Source organism: Rhodovulum viride (genome assembly GCF_003265965.1).
In the GTDB taxonomy this organism is placed as follows: Bacteria; Pseudomonadota; Alphaproteobacteria; order Rhodobacterales; family Rhodobacteraceae; genus Rhodovulum; species Rhodovulum kholense.
This window is the reverse complement of sequence record NZ_MUAV01000016.1, coordinates 63374-81421: the sequence shown is the minus strand read 5'-3', so window position 1 is coordinate 81421 and position 18048 is coordinate 63374. Positions and strand designations below refer to the sequence as shown.

Genomic DNA, 18048 nt, shown 5'->3' with positions numbered 1-18048 from the left:
CAGGCTGCCCTCAGAGTTCGGTGACCGGGCAGCGGTCGAGAAGCGCCTCGGTATCCTCGCGGGTGCAGAGCGCGGTGGCATCGGTCATCACCGCCGCGCTGGCCGCGGCCGCGCCCCATTGCAGCGCGCGGGCCAGTTCGGCGCCGCGCGCCAGCGCCAGCACGAAGGCCCCGACGAAGCTGTCGCCCGCCCCCACCAGCGAGCGCACCGGCACCTTGGCCGCCGCCACGTGCAGCCTCAGCCCCTCGGCCGCCAGCACGTTGCCCTCGGCGCCCCGCGCGATCACCACGACCGAGGCCACGCCCCGCGCCACCAGTTCCGAGGCGAAATCGACGCTGTCCTTGCGGTCGGGCAGGGCGCGCCCGGCCAGCTCCTCGGCCTCGAGCCCGTCCATGCGCAGCACATAGGGCACCGCGTCCCGCGCCTCGGCCAGCCGGGTCAGGGCCGGGCCCGAGGTGTCGGCGATGACCCGCGCCCCGCGCGCCCCGATCTTGGCGCAGACCCGTTCGGTGAAATCCTCGGGCAGGCCCCGCGGCAGGCTGCCCGAGACCACCACGTAGCCCGCCTCGGGCACCGCCGTCGTCACCGCCGCCAGCGTGGCCTTCAGCCCGGCCTCGTTCCAGATCGGCCCCGGCAGCACGAAGCGGAACTGTTCGCCCGTGGTGCTGTCGGTGACGGCAAGGCTCATCCGGGTCTCGCCCGGCGCCACCAGCGGAATGAGCCGGATGCCTTCATGTTCCAGCAACGCCCGCAGCTTGTCGCCGTTATGGCCGCCCAGCGCCACCAGCGCGAGGCTTTCGCCGCCCAGAAGCCTTATCGCGCGCGACACGTTGATGCCGCCGCCGCCCGGATCGGTCACCGGCGGGGCGCAGCGCAGCTTGTCGCCGGGCACGACATGGGCGACCGAAGTGGACAGGTCCACGGTCGGGTTGAGCGTGACGGTCAGGATATCGTGCATGGATGGGATGGTCCTTGGCATTCGCGCCGCGAGAGTGCCACCCCCGCCGCGCGAGGCCAAGCCCGTTTCCTGTCACCTCGGCCGTCCGGGCCGCAACGACCTTCTGCCTGCCGCCTAGTCCAGCATCATCTGATAGCTGGCGGGCACATAGCGATAGCCGTCGTCCAGCGACTCGACAAAGCCCAGCGCCGGGAACGGCATGTGATAGCCGATGAAGGGCATCCGTTCCGCCGCCAGCATGTCCAGAAGCCGGCGGCGGGTGGCCGCCGCCGCCGCCTTGTCGCGGTCGTAGCGCACCTCCCAGTCGGGATGGGCCAGCGACCAGACATAGTGATTGGCGAAATCGGCGCCGATCAGCAGCGCCTTGCCCTGGCTTTCCAGCCGGTAGGCCATGTGACCCGGCGTATGGCCGAAGGCCGCCACCGCGGTCACGCCCGGCGCGGCCTCGCCGCCATCGTCGAGAAACCGCGTCTTGTCGGCCAGCGGCCGCATCTTGGCCTCGAAGCCCTCGTCGCCCGACATGTCCCAGGCGTCGAACTCGACCGCGCCGGTGACATAGCGGGCGTTCGCGAAGGTCTCGGCCCCGTCCTCCATCAGTCCGCCGATATGGTCGCCATGCATATGGGTGATGACGACGGTGTCGATCTGGTCGGGAGTGTAGCCTGCAGCCTCGAGCGCGGCGACGGTGCCCTGGGGGGCGAGCCCGGTATCGAAGAGGATCAGCTCGGACCCGGTATTGACCACGGTCGGGGTGAAGAAGAATTGCGCCCGGTCGGCCGGGATCATCGCCTCTTGGGACACGGCGGCGAATCGTTCGGGCTCGACATTCAGCCCGAAGATCGTCTGCGGGTCGGGCACCGTGCGGCTGCCGGCGAGGATCGTCGTCACCTCGAACCCGCCCAAATTGAACCGGTTGAAGGGCGGCCGGGCCGGGCCCATCATCGGGGCGGCGGCCCGGGCCGGCGGGGCTGCGGCCGCGCAAAGCGGCAGCGCGGCCCCGGCCAGAAGCGCGTGGCGGCGGGTCATGTCGGTCATCGCGGGTCTCCCTCTGCTGTCCCGGCACACGTCCGGATCTTCCCTGCGGGGAAGGATAGGCGCGATCCGCCGCCTTGCCATGTCACGACCCTGTCACGACGGCGCGAGCCGCGGACAGGATCGCGGGCGGGCGCGCCCTGCAGCAAGAAGGCACCGGGGCGGATCATTCCCACCAGGGGTCGATCGAGGCGATGTCGTCGTCGGACCAGCCGAAATGATGCGCGATCTCGTGGATCAGCACATGGGTGACCAGTTCGGTCAGGGTGACCTCCTCGCGCTCGACCCACTCATCGAGGATCGCGCGGCGGAACAGCCAGATCGTGTCGGGCCGCTGGGGCTGGTCCATCACCGATTTCTCGGTCAGCGGGATGCCGTCGTAAAGCCCGGTCAGATCGAACGGGCTGTCGATGTCAAGCTCGTCCAGCATCTCGTCGGGGGCGAGATCCTCGACCCGGATCGCGACTTCGCGGGCCGGGCCGCGGAACGGCTCGGGCAGGGCGTCGCGGGCGGCCGCGGCAATGTCGGCGATATCGTCGAGCGAGGGCGGAAGGCCGTGGCGGATCGGGTCTGTCATGGGCCCGATATGGACAAAACGGCGCCGGTGTGGAAGAGCGGGCGCGCAAGGAGAATGCCCATGACCACCGTCACCCGTTTCGCGCCGTCGCCCACCGGCTACATCCATGTGGGCAACCTGCGCACCGCATTGTTCAACTACATGATCGCCCGCAAGGCCGGCGGGACCTTCATCCTGCGCTTCGACGATACCGACCCCGAACGGTCCAAGCAGGAATATATCGACGGCATCCGCGAGGACCTCGAATGGCTGGGCTTCAGCTGGGACCGCGAAGAACAGCAATCGGCGCGGCTTGACCGTTATGCCGAGGTCGCGGCCGAGCTGCGCGCCTCGGGGCGGCTTTACGAGTGTTTCGAGACCCCGACCGAGCTGGATCTGAAGCGCAAGAAGCAGCTGAACATGGGCAAGCCGCCGGTCTATGACCGCGCCGCGCTGGACCTGTCCGAGGACGAGAAGGCCGCACTTCGCGCCGAGCGTCCCGGGCATTGGCGTTTTCTTCTGGACCGCGAGCGGATCGACTGGACCGACGGCATTCTGGGCGACATCTCCATCGACGCGGCCAGCGTGTCGGACCCGGTGCTGATCCGGGGCGACGGGCAGGTGCTCTATACCTTCGCCTCGGTGGTCGACGATGTCGACATGGGTGTGACCTATATCGTGCGCGGATCGGATCACGTCACCAATACCGCGACCCAGATCCAGATCATCCGGGCGATCGGCGGCACCGCGCCGCGCTTTGCCCACCATTCGCTCTTGACCGGCGCCCAGGGCGAGGCGCTGTCCAAGCGGCTGGGCCATCTGTCGCTGCGCGATCTGCGCGAGCAGGGGGTCGAGCCGATGGCGCTGTTGTCGCTGATGGCGCGGCTCGGGTCCTCGCAGCCGGTCGAGCTGGCGGGCAGTCTCGACGAGCTGATCGAGGGCTTCGATATCGGTACCTTCGGCGCGGCACCGACCAAGTTCGACGAACACGACCTGTTTCCGCTGACTGCGAAGCACCTGCACGGGCTGCCCTTCGCGGCGGTGAAGGACGAGATCGCGGCGCTGGGCGTGCCGGACGATCTGGCCGAACGGTTCTGGCAGGTGATGCGCGAGAACATCGTCACCCGGCGCGACCTGCCGGGCTGGTGGGCGCTGTGCCGCGACGGCGCCGAACCGCTGGTCGAGGAGGAAGACCGCGCCTTCGTGACCGAGGCGCTCGCGCTGCTGCCCGAGCCGCCCTATGACGACGCGACCTGGGCCGCTTGGACGGCCGAGGTCAAGGCGCAGTCGGGGCGCAAGGGCAAGGGGCTTTTCATGCCGCTGCGCAAGGCCGTGACCGGCCGGGCCAAAGGCCCCGAAATGGGCGATCTGCTGCCGCTTCTGCAGAAGAAACCGGGCTAGGGGTTCCCGTCCGGGTCCCGGTCGCGGAAAATTCGACCGGCCCCGGCCGCGATCCCTTCAGGAAGTTTGCGCGAGGGGCCCTGCCGGGGCCCCTTTTCTTTCGTTTTCCAGCCGCTTTCGGACAGGGTCCGCCAGAACGGCCCTTGCCGGAAAACGACGCATGATCTACGTCTCGCGGCATCCGTCCCCGGGAGAATCCGGCGCTTGTCGCCGGTGCCGAAGGAGCAACCGCCCCGGTAAACTCTCAGGCAGCAAGGACCGCGGACGGACACGGACTCTGGAGAGAGGCGCGCGAGCGTCCGCCGAAGGGATAGCGATCTCAGGCAAAGGGACAGAGGGGGCATCGGATGGGACGTCCATGGGGGGCGTCTGCGATGCCGCGATGCAAGCACGCATCCGGCCAGGGGAATGGTTTGCCATGTTGGGCTTGCAGCGCACCGCGCTTTACGATCTGCATCTGGAACTGGGCGCGAAGATGGTGCCGTTCGCGGGCTACGAGATGCCCGTGCAATACGGGCTTGGCGTGATGAAGGAACACCTGCATTGCCGGGCGCGTGCGGGGCTGTTCGATGTCAGCCACATGGGCCAGGTCAGCCTGCGCCCGAAATCGGGCATGGTCGAGCATGCGGCCATCGCGCTGGAACACCTGGTGCCGGTGGATCTGGTCGGGCTGAAGCTCGGCCGCCAGCGCTATGTGATGTTCACCAATGAGGCGGGCGGCATTCTCGACGACCTGATGGTGGCGCGGCGCTGCGACGATCTGTTCGTCGTGCTCAACGCCGCCTGCAAGACGGCGGACATCGCCCATCTGCACGCCTCCATCGGCTGCGATTGCGACATCGTCGAACTGACCGACCGCGCGCTTCTGGCGCTGCAGGGGCCCGAGGCCGAGGCGGTGCTGGAAACCCTGGCGCCCGGCGTGTCCGACATGCGCTTCATGGATGTGGCGATCATCGACACGCTCGACGGGCCGCTCTGGGTGTCGCGCTCGGGCTACACCGGCGAGGACGGGTTCGAGATTTCGGTGCCGGTCGAGCGCGCCGAGGCGCTGGCCCGGCAGTTGCTGGCCCATGAGGCGGTGGAACCGATCGGGCTTGGCGCCCGCGACAGCCTCAGGCTCGAGGCCGGGCTTTGCCTGTACGGCCATGACATCGACACCACGACAACGCCGGTCGAGGCCGATCTGGCCTGGGCGATCCAGAAGGCCCGCCGCAGCGGCGGCGCGCGCGAGGGCGGGTTTCCGGGCGCTGCGCGCATTCTGGCCGAGCTTGACACCGGCGCCGCCCGCCAGCGGGTGGGGCTCCGCCCCGAAGGCCGGGCGCCGATGCGCGAGGGCACCGCGCTTTACGCCGCAGAGACCGGCGGCGATCCCGTCGGCACGGTGACCTCGGGCGGTTTCGGCCCGTCGGTCGAGGCACCGGTCTCGATGGCCTACGTGCCCGTTGATCTTGCCCTGGAAGGGGCCAAACTCTGGGGCGAGGTGCGCGGCAAACGCCTGCCGGCCGAAATCGTGCGCCTGCCGTTCCGCCCGTCGACCTACAAGCGCTGAGGGACACTAGCGATGAAATTCACCGAACAGCACGAATGGCTCCGCGTCGAGGACGATCTCGTCGTCGTGGGCATCACCGATCATGCCGCCGAACAGCTGGGCGACGTGGTCTTCGTCGATCTGCCCGAAGAGGGCACGACGGTCTCGAAGGATGACGAGGTCGTGGTGATCGAAAGCGTCAAGGCCGCGTCCGACATCCTGGCCCCGCTGGATGGCGAGATCGTCGAGGTCAACCACGCCCTGACCGACACGCCCGCCAAGGTGAACGAGGACCCGACCGGCGACGGCTGGTTCTTCAAGATGAAGATCGAGGACCTCTCGGCGCTCGACGAGTTCATGGACGAAGCCGCCTATCAGGCCTTCATCGACTGATTTCGGGACACTCATGCCTTATACCCCCAGCACCTACCTGCCCTACGATTTCGCGAACCGCCGCCATATCGGTCCCTCTCCGGAGGAAATGACCGAGATGCTGGAGGTGCTGGGGCTGCAAAGCCTCGAAGAGCTGATCGGAGAGACCGTGCCCGACAGCATCCTTCAGGCCGAGCCGCTCGATTTCGGCAAGCCCAAGTCCGAACGCGAGATGCTGTGGTTCATGCGCCAGATCGCGAAGAAGAACCGTGCCTTCACCACGCTGATCGGACAGGGCTATTACGGCACCGTCACGCCGCCAGCGATCCAGCGCAACATCCTGGAAAACCCCGCCTGGTACACCGCCTACACGCCCTACCAGCCGGAAATCAGCCAGGGCCGGCTCGAGGCGTTGCTGAACTACCAGACGATGGTGTCGGACCTCACCGGGCTTGAGATCGCCAATGCCTCGCTCCTGGACGAATCCACCGCCTGCGCCGAGGCGATGACCATGGCCCAGCGGGTGGCGAAATCGAAGGCGGGCGCGATCTTCGTCGACCGCGACTGCCATCCGCATAACATCGCGGTGATCCGGACCCGGGCCGAGCCGCTGGGGATCGAGGTGATCGTCGGCGACCCCTTCACCGATCTCGAGCCCGAAAAGGTCTTTGCCGGCCTCTTCCAGTATCCCGGCACCTACGGCCATATCCACGACTTCACCGGCCCGATTTCCGATCTGCACGCGGCCGAGGCGCTGGGCATCGTCGTGGCCGATCCGATGGCGCTGGTCGTGCTGAAGGAGCCGGGGGCGATGGGGGCCGACATCGCCGTGGGCTCCACCCAGCGCTTCGGCGTGCCGATGGGCTTTGGCGGTCCGCATGCGGCCTACATGGCCTGCCGCGGCGCCTACAAGCGCGCCATGCCCGGCCGGATCGTCGGCGTCTCGGTCGATTCGCGCGGCAACAAGGCGTACCGCCTGGCGCTGCAGACGCGCGAGCAGCATATCCGCCGCGAAAAGGCGACCTCGAATGTCTGCACCGCCCAGGCGCTGCTTGCGGTGATGGCGGGCTTCTATGCCGTCTTCCACGGGCCGAAGGGGCTCAAGGCCATCGCCCAGCGCATCCACCGCAAGGCCGTGCGCACCGCGCGCGGGTTGCAGGAGGCGGGGTTCACCGTGGAACCGGCCGAATTCTTCGACACCTTCACCGTCGATGTGGGCCCGATGCAGGGCGTGATCTACAACGCGGCTCTGGCCGAAAAGATCAACCTGCGCCGGATCGGCACGACGAAGCTTGGCATCGCGCTGGACGAGACCACCCGCCCCGCGTCGATCGAGGCGCTGTGGCGCGCCTTCGGGATCGTGCGCAAGGACAAGGGCGGCGACGGTGAATACCGCTTCCCCGAGGGCATGATCCGCGAGAGCGATTTCCTGACCCATCCGGTCTTCCACATGAACCGGGCCGAGACCGAGATGATGCGCTACATGCGCCGTCTGGCCGACCGCGATCTGGCGCTCGACCGGGCGATGATCCCGCTGGGGTCCTGCACCATGAAGCTGAACGCCGCGGTCGAGATGATGCCGATCACCTGGCCCGAGTTTTCCAACATCCACCCGCTGGCCCCCGCCGATCAGGTCCGGGGCTTTGCCGAGATGCTGGACGATCTGGCCGACAAGCTCTGCCAGATCACCGGCTATGACGCGATGTCGTTCCAGCCCAATTCGGGGGCGGCGGGCGAATATGCGGGGCTCATGACCATCGCCGCCTATCACCGGGCGCGGGGCGAGGGGCACCGGCGGATCTGCCTGATCCCGACCTCGGCCCATGGCACCAACCCGGCTTCGGCGCAGATGGCGGGGATGAAGGTCGTCGCGGTCAAATCGGCCGCGAATGGCGATATCGACCTCGAGGATTTCCGCGCCAAGGCCGAGGCCGCGGGCGGCGATCTGGCGGCCTGCATGATCACCTATCCCTCGACCCATGGCGTCTTCGAAGAGACGGTGCGCGAGGTCTGCGAGATCACCCATGCCCATGGCGGGCAGGTCTATCTGGACGGCGCCAACCTGAACGCGCTGGTGGGCCTCGTGAAACCCGGCGAGATCGGGTCGGACGTGAGCCACCTGAACCTGCACAAGACCTTCTGCATCCCGCATGGCGGCGGCGGGCCGGGCATGGGACCGATTGGCGTCAAGGCGCATCTGGCGCCCTATCTGCCCTCGGACCCGGTGACGGGCGAGGGCGGCGCGGTCAGCGGGGCGATGCACGGCTCGGCCTCGATCCTGCCGATCAGCTATGCCTATGTGCTGCTGATGGGGGGTGCGGGGCTGACCCAGGCGACCAAGGTCGCGATCCTGAACGCCAATTACATCGCGAAACGGCTTGAGGGCGCCTATGACGTGCTCTTCAAGGGCCGCAAGGGCCGGGTCGCGCATGAATGCATCGTCGATACCCGCGATTTCGTGGACACGGCCGGGGTCACGGTCGATGACATCGCCAAGCGGCTGATCGATTGCGGCTTCCATGCGCCGACCATGAGCTGGCCGGTGGCGGGCACGCTGATGATCGAGCCGACCGAGTCGGAAACCAAGGCCGAGCTCGACCGCTTCATCACCGCGATGCTGGCGATCCGCGACGAGATCCGCGAGATCGCCGAGGGCCGGATCGAGAAGGGCAACAACCCGCTGAAGAAGGCGCCGCATACGGTCGAGGATCTGGTGGCCGACTGGGACCGTCCCTATTCGCGCGAGCAGGGCTGCTTCCCGCCGGGCGCGTTCCGGGTCGACAAGTACTGGCCGCCGGTCGGACGGGTCGACAACGCCTATGGCGACCGCAACCTGATCTGCACTTGCCCGCCGGTCGAAGAGGTCGCGGACGCGGCCGAATAGGCCCGCGCGGTCAGGAACGCGGCCCCGGCATCTGTCCGGGGCCGACGCCGTTTCGGGCTACGATCCGGCCAGACGTCTCAGCGCGGCCTTGTCCTCGTCGATCACCAGCGCGGCCTCGGCATGGGTCAGCGCCCGGCGGGTCATCGCCGCGGCGGCGCGGGCCAGGGCAGGATCGTCGCCCTGGCGCAGCGTGTTCAGCGCATGCATGAGCCGCAGCGCCACCTCGCGCATCGGCGCACCGTCGCGGGCGATGGCGGCGAAGGCGTCCTCGACCAGATCGTCGGCGCGGAGCGCCGGGGCATGGAGCCTTGGATAGCGGATCTCGTTGCCCGCCGCCGGGCATTCGGCCAGAAGCCGTTCCAGCCGCCCGAGAATGTCGATGGCGGTGCCCGGGTCGTTGATCCCGGGAGACAGCGCGCGCGAGGCAATTTCGGACAGCACGATCAACGCGAAGCGCGCATCCTGGTCGAAGCTGCGCACCGCCTCGATCTCGAAGGCTGTGGCAATGCGGGCGGCGTCGAGCGCGCCGGGCGGATGGACATGGGCCAGAGCCCGCCCCGAGACGAGAAAGCTGCCGGGCACGGCCGTGATCCAGATTTCGGCCCCGGCCTTTTCGGCCTGCTCGGACAGGGCCGCCATGTCGACCAGCTGGACATAGCCGCCGCGCGGCGCGGGCACGGCCTCGGCGCCGTCGGGCGGGGTTTCGCCGTCGGGCAGGGGAGTGGCCAGCAGGCTTGGGGCGGTGCGGGCCGCGGTCAGCGTCGCGCGGGCGCGAAGGGTCGCCTGGGCGATGGTCTCGTCCATGCTGCCGAGCCGCGACAGATGGTCGATCCAGCGCAGGATCGCGATCACCACCAGCGCCACCACCAGCACGGTGAAGGCGAACAGCACGAAGGGCGCGGCGCCGGTATAGGCGCCCGCCCGGAACAGGATGATCGAGACCAGCGCGAAGATGAAGGCGCCGATGAAGGTCGCCAACACGGTCTGGGTCGTGGTGTCCTCCAGCAGCAGCCGGTGCGAGCGCGGCGTCACCTGGCTTGAGGCCTGGCGGTGCGTCGTGACCATGATCGACAGCGAGAAGGTCGTGACCGCCAGCATTGACGAGGCCAGCACGTCAAGCACCGGCATCACCGCATCCTCGCCCAGCCGGTCCGCGAGCCCCTGCGGGATGACCGGACCCAAAAGCGCCGCGGCCCCCGCCGCGACGATCCCCAGCACCGCGATCAGGCTGCTGCGCACCCAGAGCCGGCGCGACAGGCGAACGACCTGCCAGAGCCGAAGCGATTTCATCCGTGGGTCTCCCGCTGCCGTTGCATGGGGTCGATCCTAGCCCGCGACCCGGACGGGTAAAGCCGGATGCGGGCCGGACGCCCGGGCGAATCTCCTTGAACGGGACAGGGCCGCCCCGATATATTCATAACACGGAATGTCTCGGAGGCTCGCCCGATGGCCGATGCGCTGAAACTGACCTGCCTTGCCTGCGGAACCGCCAACCGCCTGCCCGCCGACCGGCTGGGCGAGGCGCCCAGATGCGGCGTTTGCGGCACCCGGCTTGCCGACGGGCGGGTGCACGAGATCGACCTCGCCACGCTCGAGAAAAGCCGCAAGGACGATCTGCCGCTGCTGGTCGATTTCTGGGCCGCCTGGTGCGGACCCTGCCGGATGATGGCGCCGCAATTCTCGGCCGCGGCGCGGATGTTGCTGCCCGAGGCGCGGCTGGCCAAGCTGGACACCGAGGCCCATCCGGGGGCGGCGGACCGTTTCGATGTGCGCGGCATCCCGCTTCTGATCCTGTTTCACCGGGGCCGCGAGGTCGCCCGGCTGACCGGGGCGCGGCCCGCGGAAGAGATCGTGAAATTTGTGCGCCATCACGTGGGGCAGACCGCTTGACATCCCCCGCGCCATACTGCAAATGACCGCTCACCGGGGCCGTAGCTCAGTTGGGAGAGCGCGTCGTTCGCAATGACGAGGTCAGGGGTTCGATCCCCCTCGGCTCCACCAGATCACCCATGAAATTTGTGCAGATCAAGCCCTTCGGGGCCCGTCCGGCAGGTCACTGCCGGCAAGCGTTGCGCTTTTGCGCCTTGTTCCGCTTATCGGGAGGCGGACGGCATGACGCGCCTTTGCCCGCGTGACGTCCTGTGCTTTTCTGTCGCTGGTTCGGCCGCGTCGGCACCCCCTGCCATTGGGTCGGACCGGGGCGCCGGTGCGGCAGACCCCATCGTTGCCTTAGCCGAGTTGCCGTGTTTTTGGACCCTCAGACAGCCGCGGATCGCCAGCCATGACATACCCTTCCCGGGAGGGCGGAGCCGTGGCGCCATTGCGCCATGAGGCGGTGCTTGAGGCGGTGGCGGCCATCCGTGCCGCCGGGGTGCTCGGGCGCAGCCCGCGCCGCGCCCGCCTGCTGGATTACCTGATCGACCGCGAACTTTCGGGCCATGGCGAGGATATCAAGCCCCATGCCATCGCGGTCGAGGTGTTCGACCGCGACCCGCGGTTCGATCCCGGCCGCGACAGCATCGTGCGGACCGAGATCGGGCGGCTGCGCGAGGCGCTGGCGCGGTTCTATGCGCTGGCCGATCCCGAACTGCCGGTGATCGAGATCCCGAGGGGCAGCTGCCGCCCGACGCTTCGGCCCGGGCCGGGCGAATCCGGGCCGCCGCCTTCGCCCTGGCCGCGCCGCCTTGCGGCTCTGGCCGGGCTGATGATGCTGATCGCGATCGTGCCGATGCTCTGGCAGGCCCATGTCCGCCACACTCAGGAGCGGGTCTTCGCCGCAGCGGCGCGCCCGATCGAGGAGGCGCCCTACCGGGTGCTGCGGGTCGCGGTGCTGCCGTTCCGGGCCGAGGGTCGGCTCGACGGGATCGAGGATCTGGCCTATGGCTTCGGCGCCGAGATCGCCACCGATCTTGCCGCCCATCCCTGGATCGCGACCAGCGCGCCGCGCGATGCCGCGCGGGCGGCCGAGACCGCCGATTACCTTCTGCGGGGGCGGCTGATGTGGCGCCGCGACACGCTGCTGGCGCAACTTGAACTGATCTCGTTTCCCGGCCGCCGCACGGTCTGGACCACCTTCCAGCGGATCGGCGACTCGGCGGATGCGCTGCAGGAGACCGAACGCACGGTGCTGGGTCAGATCGTCCGGCGGCTGGGAGCGGCGCATCGCGTGCGCCCCGAACTGATGCGCGCGCCGCCCCCGCGCTATGCCGAGTCGGACCTGCCCGATCTGTCCTGCCTGATGGGCATTCACCGCTATCTTGCCGCCCCGGCCGCGCCCTCGCATGCGGCGCTGAGCAGCTGTCTGGGCCGGGTCGTCGACAGTCACCCGCGCTATGGCGAGGCCTGGGCGGCGCTGGCCTTGCTGCGTCTGGACGAGGCGCGGTTCGGGCGCAACCTGCGGTCCGGTCCGGGGGCGGTGGCGTCGGCCTGGGGCGATGCGGCCCGGGCGACCTCGCAGGCGCTGCGGCTGGCGCCGCAGGGGCTGATGACGCTGCACGCGGCCGCGATTCTGGCCATCGAGGGGCCGGGGCGCGACACGGCGGCGTTTCAGGCCCATGCCGCGCGGCTTTTGGAGCTTTACCCCCACCATCCGCCGAGTCTTGCGCTGGTGGGTCTGGATCTGGCCGCCTATGAGGGGCGCTGGGACGAGGGGCTGGCGCTGGTCGCGCAGGCGCTGCGGCTTGAACCCGACGCGCCGGGCCGGTTCCATCTCGCGCCCGCGTTGAAGGCGCTGATGGGGGCCGACGATGCCGCCGCGCTGGCGGCGGTCGGCCGGCTCGATCCGGCGGGGGCGCCCCTCGAACGTCTGCTGGTCGCGCTGGCGCGGGCGCGTCTGCCCGGGGCCGCCCCGGCCGGGCCGCCCGCCGCGCTGGCCCTGGCCGCGACCGCCACCGATGCGCCGCCGCCGCCTGTCGTGGCGGGCGCATTGTTCGACCGCGCCGCGGCCGAGGCCTTCGTGCGCGGGCAGCGCTATACGCCCGGGCTCGAGACCGAATTGCTGCGCCAGATCGCCGCCGCCGACCCGGCTCCGGCCGCGGCCCTGCCCTGACCGGGCGTTCGCCCCGCGACCGGGCTCAGGTCCGGCACCGGCTCGGTCCCGGTTCGGAAGCGCCCCGCGGGGCCTTCCCGTTCCGGCGCATTGAACTCGGCAATTGTATGCCTATTATTTTCGCGCTATGGCAGAGTCTTGCGCATCAGGCGCATGGCGATGACTGGAAATCCGCTCGCGGCCGAGCGGGGGAATTGCAGCCGTTGTCAGATGCTCCAGATTCTGCGCAAGCATTGGGCTTTTCCGGCATGATTCTGCCACGCAGCACCCCTAATGGTGCGACGGGTCGGGACAAACGGAGAGTCTGGTGGCAATCAAGAATGACGAGCCTTGGTTAAGGGGTCCATTAATGTTTCCAGTCAGTTCCAGTGCCGCGGTCCGTTCCGGACGTTTCGGACCGTCCCGTCGTCGCCTGCTGGCGGCGCTGGCTGGCTCTGCTGCGTCCGTTGCCCTCGGTCTTCCCCGTTTCGCTGCGGCGCAGGAGGCGTCGCCCGAGCCCGAATCCGAGGCGCCTCTGCCGGTCCCCGAAGCCGCACCGGAGCCGGTGCCCGAGCCGGTGCCGTTCTCCTTTGACGTGTTGAGCGACCAGATGCAGGCCCGGGCGAAGGAGGCCTACAAGGCCGCCTCGCTGCCCGAGGGGCCGATCTCGGGGCTTGATTACGATGCCTACCGGTCGATCCGCTTCCGGCCCGATCACGCCCGCTGGGCCGGGGACGGGTCGTATTTCCAGCTGCACGCCTTCCATCCGGGCTGGCTGTACAAGGAGCCGGTCGAGATCTTCGAGCTGGTCGAGGGCGTCGCCCAGCCGATGCATTTCTCGGGGGCCGACTTCCAGTATGACGGCAAGGCCGCCGACCTGATCCCGCCCGATTTCGAGATGCCGGGCGTCGCGGGCTTCCGGCTGCATGCGCCCTTCAACCGGGCCGACACCTTTGACGAGGTCGTGGTGTTCCAGGGCGCCAGCTATTTCCGCGCCCTCGGCCGGGCCAATGTCTACGGGCTGAGCGCGCGCGGGCTGGCGGTCAACACCGCGTCGGGCAAGACCGAGGAATTCCCGCGGTTCAGCACCTTCTGGCTGGAACGCCCGGCGCCCGGCGCGACCTCGATCACGATCTATGCCGCGCTCGACAGCAAGTCGCTGACCGGCGCCTACCGCTTTATCGTCACCCCCGGCGCGACCACGGTGATGGACGTGACCGCGCGTCTGTTCATGCGCGAGGATGTCGATCAGCTGGGCATCGCGCCGCTGACCTCGATGTTCCTGCTGGGCGACAATGACCGCGGCGATTTCGACGATTTCCGCCACCGGGTGCATGACAGCGAGATGCTGATCCTGAACACAAGCGAGGGCGGCACCTTTGTGCGGCCCTTGAATAACCCGCCCCGGCTGGCCAGTTCCTATCTGGCCGCCCGCGATCCGGAAAGCTTCGGGCTGATCCAGCGCAACCGGAACTTCGACGACTATCTCGATGCCGGCGCCCATTACGAGCGCCGCCCCTCGATGATGGTCGAGCCGGTGGGCAACTGGGGCCGCGGCACGGTGCGGCTGGTCGAGATCCCCTCGGATCTCGAGGCCAACGACAACATCGTCGCCTTCTGGGTGCCCGAGGAGAAGGCGCGCAAGGGCGACACGATGGAATACGATTACCGCCTGCACTGGGGAACCAACCCTCCCGGTGCGGTCGGGGAACGCGCCCATGTGGTGCGGACGCTTGTGGGACGGGGCGGTGTCGCAGGCGCCGCCAGCGGTCCCGGACTGCGGAAATTCGTGGTCGATTTCGAGGGGGGAACGCTCGGGGAACTTCCCGACGATGCGGACGTTAAGGCTGATGTATACGCAAGCACGGGACGAATGGAGAAGCCCGTCTTCAGCCGAATTCCGGGGTCTGATACCTGGCGTCTCGTCGTCGATATAACGGCCGACACGGGCGCTCTGGTTGAACTGAAGGCCGAAATAACGGGGTACGGGCAGACCTTGACTGAAACCTGGCTCTACCAATGGATCAACGAATGAGTGCAGATTCCACCTTCGATGCGCAGAACGCGATTGCGGTAGAAGGCCCGCATTGGGCCCCCCCGGTCGCTCCGATGGACATGCCCCAGCAGGTGCTGGAGGCGCGGCGCGAGCTGCGCCTGCCGATCTGGCTGGCCCGTCTGATGCGGCCGCTGCAGCTGGGCTGACGGCGGACCAGATGTCCCGCATCCTTGCGTCCGGCCTCCGGACCCGCGTGCTTCGCGGGCTCGCGATCGGCTTTTCCCTTGCAGCCGCGACCGTGGCCGCGTCGCTTCTGGCAGAGGCCTCCACGCAGGATGGCGTCGATGCCTGGGATGTGGCGCGCACGACGCTGATTTTCATCACCACGGCCTGGCTGGCCTGGGGCGCGGCGGGGGCCTTCCTCGGCCTGCTCGGCCATCTGCGCCGCGCGCCCGAGCCGCAATTGCGGCTGCCGCACGAACCGACCGTGGTTCTGGTGCCGATCTGCAACGAGGACCCGGTGACGACCTTCGCCCGGATCGCGGCGATGGACGGGTCGATCCAGGCGGCGGGGCTGCGCTGCGACATCGCCGTGCTGTCCGACACCCGCGACCCGGCCAATGCGGCGCGCGAACGCGACGCCTTCGCCCGGCTTCTGGCCGAGACCGGCGGGGCCGGGCGGATCTTCTACCGCCGCCGGACCGACAATCGCGGGCGCAAGGCGGGCAATATCGAGGATTTCATCCATAACTCGGGTGGCGCCTACGAATTCGCCCTGATCCTCGATGCCGACAGCCTGATGGAGGGCGTGACCGTCCGCCGGATGATCGCGCGGATGCAGGCCGACCCCAGGCTGGGGCTGTTGCAGACGCTGCCGAAGATCATCGGCGCGAGTTCGCTGTTCGGGCGGGCGATGCAGTTCTCGGCCAGTTTCCATTCGCCGGTCTTCGCCCGCGGTCTGGCGCGGCTGCAGGGCAATACCGGGCCGTTCTGGGGCCATAACGCCATGGTGCGGGTCCGCGCCTTTGCCGAAAGCTGCGGCCTGCCCGCGCTGGAGGGCAAGCCGCCCTTCGGCGGCCATATCCTCAGCCATGACTATGTCGAGGCGGCCCTGCTGGCGCGGGCCGGCTGGCGGGTTCGGCTGGACGAGACCATCGAGGGCTCGTTCGAGGAAGGCCCCGACAACATCCTCGCCTATGCGAAGCGCGACCGCCGCTGGTGCCAGGGCAACCTGCAGCACATGCGGCTGGTGCTGGCGCCGGGGCTTGCGGCCTGGAGCCGGTTCGTCTTCGTGCAGGGGATCTTCGCCTATCTCGTGTCGCTGCTGTGGGGGGCGTTCCTCATCGCCTCGCTGTTGGCCACGATCTTCGCGCCGGCACCGGACTACTTCCCCGAACCCTATCAGCTGTTCCCGGTCTTCCCCTCCGACCGCACGAAAGAGATCATCACCCTGGTGATCGGCATCTGCGGGCTGCTGCTTCTGCCCAAGCTGTCGATCCTCGCAGGTGCGATCCTGACCCGCCGGGCGCGGGGCTTCGGGGGCGGGGTGCGGGCGGCGGCCTCGGTTGTGACCGAGATCCTGCTGAGTTCGCTTCTGGCGCCGGTAATGCTGATGTACCAGTCGCGTGCGGTGCTGCAGGTGCTGTCCGGGAGCGATGGCGGCTGGCCCGCGAACCAGCGCGGCGAGGGCAAGCTGACGGTCCTGCAGGGGCTGCGCGCCGGGCTCTGGATCTCGCTGACCGGGGCGGCGGCGCTGGCGCTCGTCACCCGGATCGCGCCCGGCCTGACGGTCTGGATGCTGCCGGTCTGCCTGCCGATGCTGATCGCGCCGCTTCTGATCGCCTGGACCTCGCGCCCCCTGACACACACGCTTTTCGCCGTTCCGCAGGAAGCCGACGCGGCCCCGGTGATCCGGGCCTACCGCGACTGCGTCCGCCGCTGGATCGCCGAGGATGCCCGCAAGGAGGCTCTGGATGCAGCGGCCTGACACGGTTTCCGTGCCGAAGAAGCGGCCGCGCGATCCGCGGATCGACGCGTTCCGCGGCCTCGCGCTGGTGATGATCTTCATCGACCATGTGCCCGGCAACCCCTATGAAAACTGGACGATCCGGAATTTCGGCTTTTCCGACGCCGCCGAGGCGTTCTTCGTGATGTCGGGCATCGCCGCGGGGATGGCCTATTCGGGCCGCTTCGCCGCGCCGCAGATCCGGCTGAACGGGCTTTGGGCCGCGATCCGGCCGATCTGGGGCCGGTCCTGGACGCTTTACATCGTGCATGTGCTGCTGAGCGCCTGGGCCATTGCCATCTTCGCCTGGGGCGCGATGGCGTTCGACGTGCCGGACCTGCTGACCAAGATCAACCTGCGGCAGGTCTTCGAGAATACCGGAGAGGCGCTGATCGGCATTCCGCTGCTGACCCACCAGTTCGGCTATGTGAACATCCTGCCGGCCTATTCGGTGCTGCTGCTGTTCGCGCCGCTCGCGATCCTGATCGGCATGCGGGCGCCGCTTCTGATGGTGTCGATCTCGATCGCGATGTGGTTCGTGGCGGGGATGTGGCGGATCGACCTGCCGAACTACCCCAATCCCGGCGGCTGGTTCTTCAACCCGTTGTCCTGGCAGATCATCTTCGTTCTGGGCCTGCTGACCGGCATCCAGATGCGGCGCGGCGAACGCTTCGTCGCGCGGCGGCGCTGGCTGTTCTGGGCGGCAGCCGGGTTCCTGGGCTTCGTGCTGGTCTGGGCGCAGGTTCCGGCGCTGGGCGAGCGGCTGAACGCGATGATGCGTCAGGCGGCCGAGGCGGGGTTGCCCTTCCATGTGGTGGGCTTCGACAAGACCTATGTGTCGCTGCCGCGGATGCTGCATGTGCTGGCGCTGTTCTATGTGCTGTCCTGCCTGCCCTGGGTCACCCGGATCGCGGGCAGCGCGCTGGCCGCGCCGCTGCGGCTGATGGGGCGGCAGGGGCTTCTGGTGTTTTCCTTCGGTACGGTGGTGTCGCTGGCCTTCCAGGCGCTGATGTACGGGCGTCCCGATCTGGCGCTGCTGCCCTGGCTGCTGCCGCCGCTGGGCGTGGCCGCGATGCTGGTCGCCGCTGCGCTGGGCGAGGCGTCCCGCCGGGACCGGCGGACCAGTCCCGTTGCCGCGCCGGTCGAGGCGACGGTCGAGCCGCCGGCCGCGGTGCCCGTACCGCATCCGGGCCTGCTCGGCGATCCGCGCCCGGCGGCCGTTCCGGCTACGGACCGCGCCCCGGGGTTGCAGCCGGCCGAATAGCGCCGGTCCCGGCCATGAGGCCACA

The 18048-nt window shown here is 68.8% G+C and carries 14 protein-coding genes, 1 tRNA gene and 2 riboswitches; of the genes, 11 read left to right on the top strand and 4 right to left on the bottom strand.

Annotated features, from left to right (window positions below; genetic code table 11):
- Positions 1 to 10: 10 nt before the first annotated feature.
- The 3 genes from BYZ73_RS14080 to BYZ73_RS14070 all read right to left on the bottom strand — a co-directional run bounded on the left by BYZ73_RS14080 (position 11) and on the right by BYZ73_RS14070 (position 2567).
- On the bottom strand, positions 11 to 958 hold the full coding sequence (locus BYZ73_RS14080; RefSeq protein ID WP_112316436.1) for a 1-phosphofructokinase family hexose kinase: 948 nt from the start codon (positions 956 to 958) through the stop codon (positions 11 to 13).
- Between the two features lie 114 nt (positions 959 to 1072).
- On the bottom strand, positions 1073 to 1993 hold the full coding sequence (locus tag BYZ73_RS14075) for an MBL fold metallo-hydrolase (protein WP_112316435.1): 921 nt from the start codon (positions 1991 to 1993) through the stop codon (positions 1073 to 1075).
- Between the two features lie 163 nt (positions 1994 to 2156).
- Positions 2157 to 2567, bottom strand: a complete 411-nt coding sequence (locus BYZ73_RS14070; RefSeq protein WP_112316434.1) for a metallopeptidase family protein — start codon at positions 2565 to 2567, stop codon at positions 2157 to 2159.
- Between the two features lie 54 nt (positions 2568 to 2621).
- Here BYZ73_RS14070 and gltX point away from each other — a divergent pair, with 54 nt between their 5' ends.
- From gltX to gcvP, 4 genes are all read left to right on the top strand, one after another.
- Positions 2622 to 3947: a glutamate--tRNA ligase gene (gltX, locus tag BYZ73_RS14065; RefSeq protein ID WP_112316433.1), complete on the top strand. Its 1326-nt coding sequence runs from the start codon at positions 2622 to 2624 to the stop codon at positions 3945 to 3947.
- A 178-nt stretch (positions 3948 to 4125) separates the two neighbouring features.
- Positions 4126 to 4218, top strand: a riboswitch (glycine riboswitch).
- 4 nt (positions 4219 to 4222) lie between these two features.
- Positions 4223 to 4284, top strand: a riboswitch (glycine riboswitch).
- Between the two features lie 81 nt (positions 4285 to 4365).
- Complete coding sequence (gene gcvT, locus BYZ73_RS14060) at positions 4366 to 5496, top strand: glycine cleavage system aminomethyltransferase GcvT (RefSeq protein ID WP_112316458.1); 1131 nt, start codon at positions 4366 to 4368, stop codon at positions 5494 to 5496.
- Between the two features lie 12 nt (positions 5497 to 5508).
- A complete protein-coding gene (gene gcvH / locus BYZ73_RS14055) occupies positions 5509 to 5868 on the top strand; it encodes a glycine cleavage system protein GcvH (RefSeq protein ID WP_108028192.1) in 360 nt (119 codons plus the stop codon).
- 13 nt (positions 5869 to 5881) lie between these two features.
- Entirely contained in the window at positions 5882 to 8731 is a 2850-nt protein-coding gene (gene gcvP / locus BYZ73_RS14050; protein ID WP_112316432.1) for an aminomethyl-transferring glycine dehydrogenase, read from the top strand.
- 57 nt (positions 8732 to 8788) lie between these two features.
- On the opposite strand, the gene BYZ73_RS14045 is transcribed toward gcvP, so the two are convergent.
- Entirely contained in the window at positions 8789 to 10021 is a 1233-nt protein-coding gene (locus tag BYZ73_RS14045; RefSeq protein ID WP_112316431.1) for a DUF2254 domain-containing protein, read from the bottom strand.
- Positions 10022 to 10177: 156 nt separating this feature from the next.
- Between BYZ73_RS14045 and BYZ73_RS14040 the strand changes: the two genes are divergently transcribed.
- The 7 genes from BYZ73_RS14040 to BYZ73_RS14015 all read left to right on the top strand — a co-directional run bounded on the left by BYZ73_RS14040 (position 10178) and on the right by BYZ73_RS14015 (position 18023).
- A complete protein-coding gene (locus BYZ73_RS14040; RefSeq protein ID WP_112316430.1) occupies positions 10178 to 10621 on the top strand; it encodes a thioredoxin family protein in 444 nt (147 codons plus the stop codon).
- A gap of 35 nt (positions 10622 to 10656) precedes the next feature.
- Positions 10657 to 10732: transfer RNA gene (locus BYZ73_RS14035), tRNA-Ala, on the top strand.
- 280 nt (positions 10733 to 11012) lie between these two features.
- Positions 11013 to 12779, top strand: a complete 1767-nt coding sequence (locus tag BYZ73_RS14030) for a hypothetical protein (protein ID WP_146746305.1) — start codon at positions 11013 to 11015, stop codon at positions 12777 to 12779.
- 349 nt (positions 12780 to 13128) lie between these two features.
- Positions 13129 to 14793, top strand: a complete 1665-nt coding sequence (locus BYZ73_RS14025) for an OpgD/OpgG family glucan biosynthesis protein (RefSeq protein ID WP_112316428.1) — start codon at positions 13129 to 13131, stop codon at positions 14791 to 14793.
- Positions 14790 to 14960 (top strand): hypothetical protein, encoded by a 171-nt coding sequence (locus tag BYZ73_RS22805; RefSeq protein ID WP_158272371.1) that lies wholly within the window; start codon positions 14790 to 14792, stop codon positions 14958 to 14960. Before BYZ73_RS14025 ends, BYZ73_RS22805 begins: the two co-directional genes overlap by 4 nt.
- A gap of 11 nt (positions 14961 to 14971) precedes the next feature.
- Positions 14972 to 16741 carry a glucans biosynthesis glucosyltransferase MdoH gene (mdoH, locus tag BYZ73_RS14020; protein ID WP_108028198.1) on the top strand — a complete coding sequence of 590 codons (1770 nt, stop codon included), beginning with the start codon at positions 14972 to 14974 and terminating at the stop codon, positions 16739 to 16741.
- On the top strand, positions 16728 to 18023 hold the full coding sequence (locus tag BYZ73_RS14015; RefSeq protein WP_112316427.1) for an OpgC family protein: 1296 nt from the start codon (positions 16728 to 16730) through the stop codon (positions 18021 to 18023). Before mdoH ends, BYZ73_RS14015 begins: the two co-directional genes overlap by 14 nt.
- The last annotated feature ends 25 nt before the right edge of the window (positions 18024 to 18048 follow it).

Excerpts from the sequence above, each read along its gene's own strand:
- BYZ73_RS14080 (WP_112316436.1), bottom strand. The coding sequence starts at position 958 with ATGCACGATATCCTGACCGTCACGCTCAACCCGACCGTGGACCTGTCC.
- BYZ73_RS14075 (WP_112316435.1), bottom strand. The coding sequence starts at position 1,993 with ATGACCGACATGACCCGCCGCCACGCGCTTCTGGCCGGGGCCGCGCTG.
- BYZ73_RS14070 (WP_112316434.1), bottom strand. The coding sequence starts at position 2,567 with ATGACAGACCCGATCCGCCACGGCCTTCCGCCCTCGCTCGACGATATC.
- gltX (WP_112316433.1), top strand. The coding sequence starts at position 2,622 with ATGCCCATGACCACCGTCACCCGTTTCGCGCCGTCGCCCACCGGCTAC.
- gcvT (WP_112316458.1), top strand. The coding sequence starts at position 4,366 with ATGTTGGGCTTGCAGCGCACCGCGCTTTACGATCTGCATCTGGAACTG.
- gcvH (WP_108028192.1), top strand. The coding sequence starts at position 5,509 with ATGAAATTCACCGAACAGCACGAATGGCTCCGCGTCGAGGACGATCTC.
- gcvP (WP_112316432.1), top strand. The coding sequence starts at position 5,882 with ATGCCTTATACCCCCAGCACCTACCTGCCCTACGATTTCGCGAACCGC.
- BYZ73_RS14045 (WP_112316431.1), bottom strand. The coding sequence starts at position 10,021 with ATGAAATCGCTTCGGCTCTGGCAGGTCGTTCGCCTGTCGCGCCGGCTC.
- BYZ73_RS14040 (WP_112316430.1), top strand. The coding sequence starts at position 10,178 with ATGGCCGATGCGCTGAAACTGACCTGCCTTGCCTGCGGAACCGCCAAC.
- BYZ73_RS14030 (WP_146746305.1), top strand. The coding sequence starts at position 11,013 with ATGACATACCCTTCCCGGGAGGGCGGAGCCGTGGCGCCATTGCGCCAT.
- BYZ73_RS14025 (WP_112316428.1), top strand. The coding sequence starts at position 13,129 with ATGTTTCCAGTCAGTTCCAGTGCCGCGGTCCGTTCCGGACGTTTCGGA.
- BYZ73_RS22805 (WP_158272371.1), top strand. The coding sequence starts at position 14,790 with ATGAGTGCAGATTCCACCTTCGATGCGCAGAACGCGATTGCGGTAGAA.
- mdoH (WP_108028198.1), top strand. The coding sequence starts at position 14,972 with ATGTCCCGCATCCTTGCGTCCGGCCTCCGGACCCGCGTGCTTCGCGGG.
- BYZ73_RS14015 (WP_112316427.1), top strand. The coding sequence starts at position 16,728 with ATGCAGCGGCCTGACACGGTTTCCGTGCCGAAGAAGCGGCCGCGCGAT.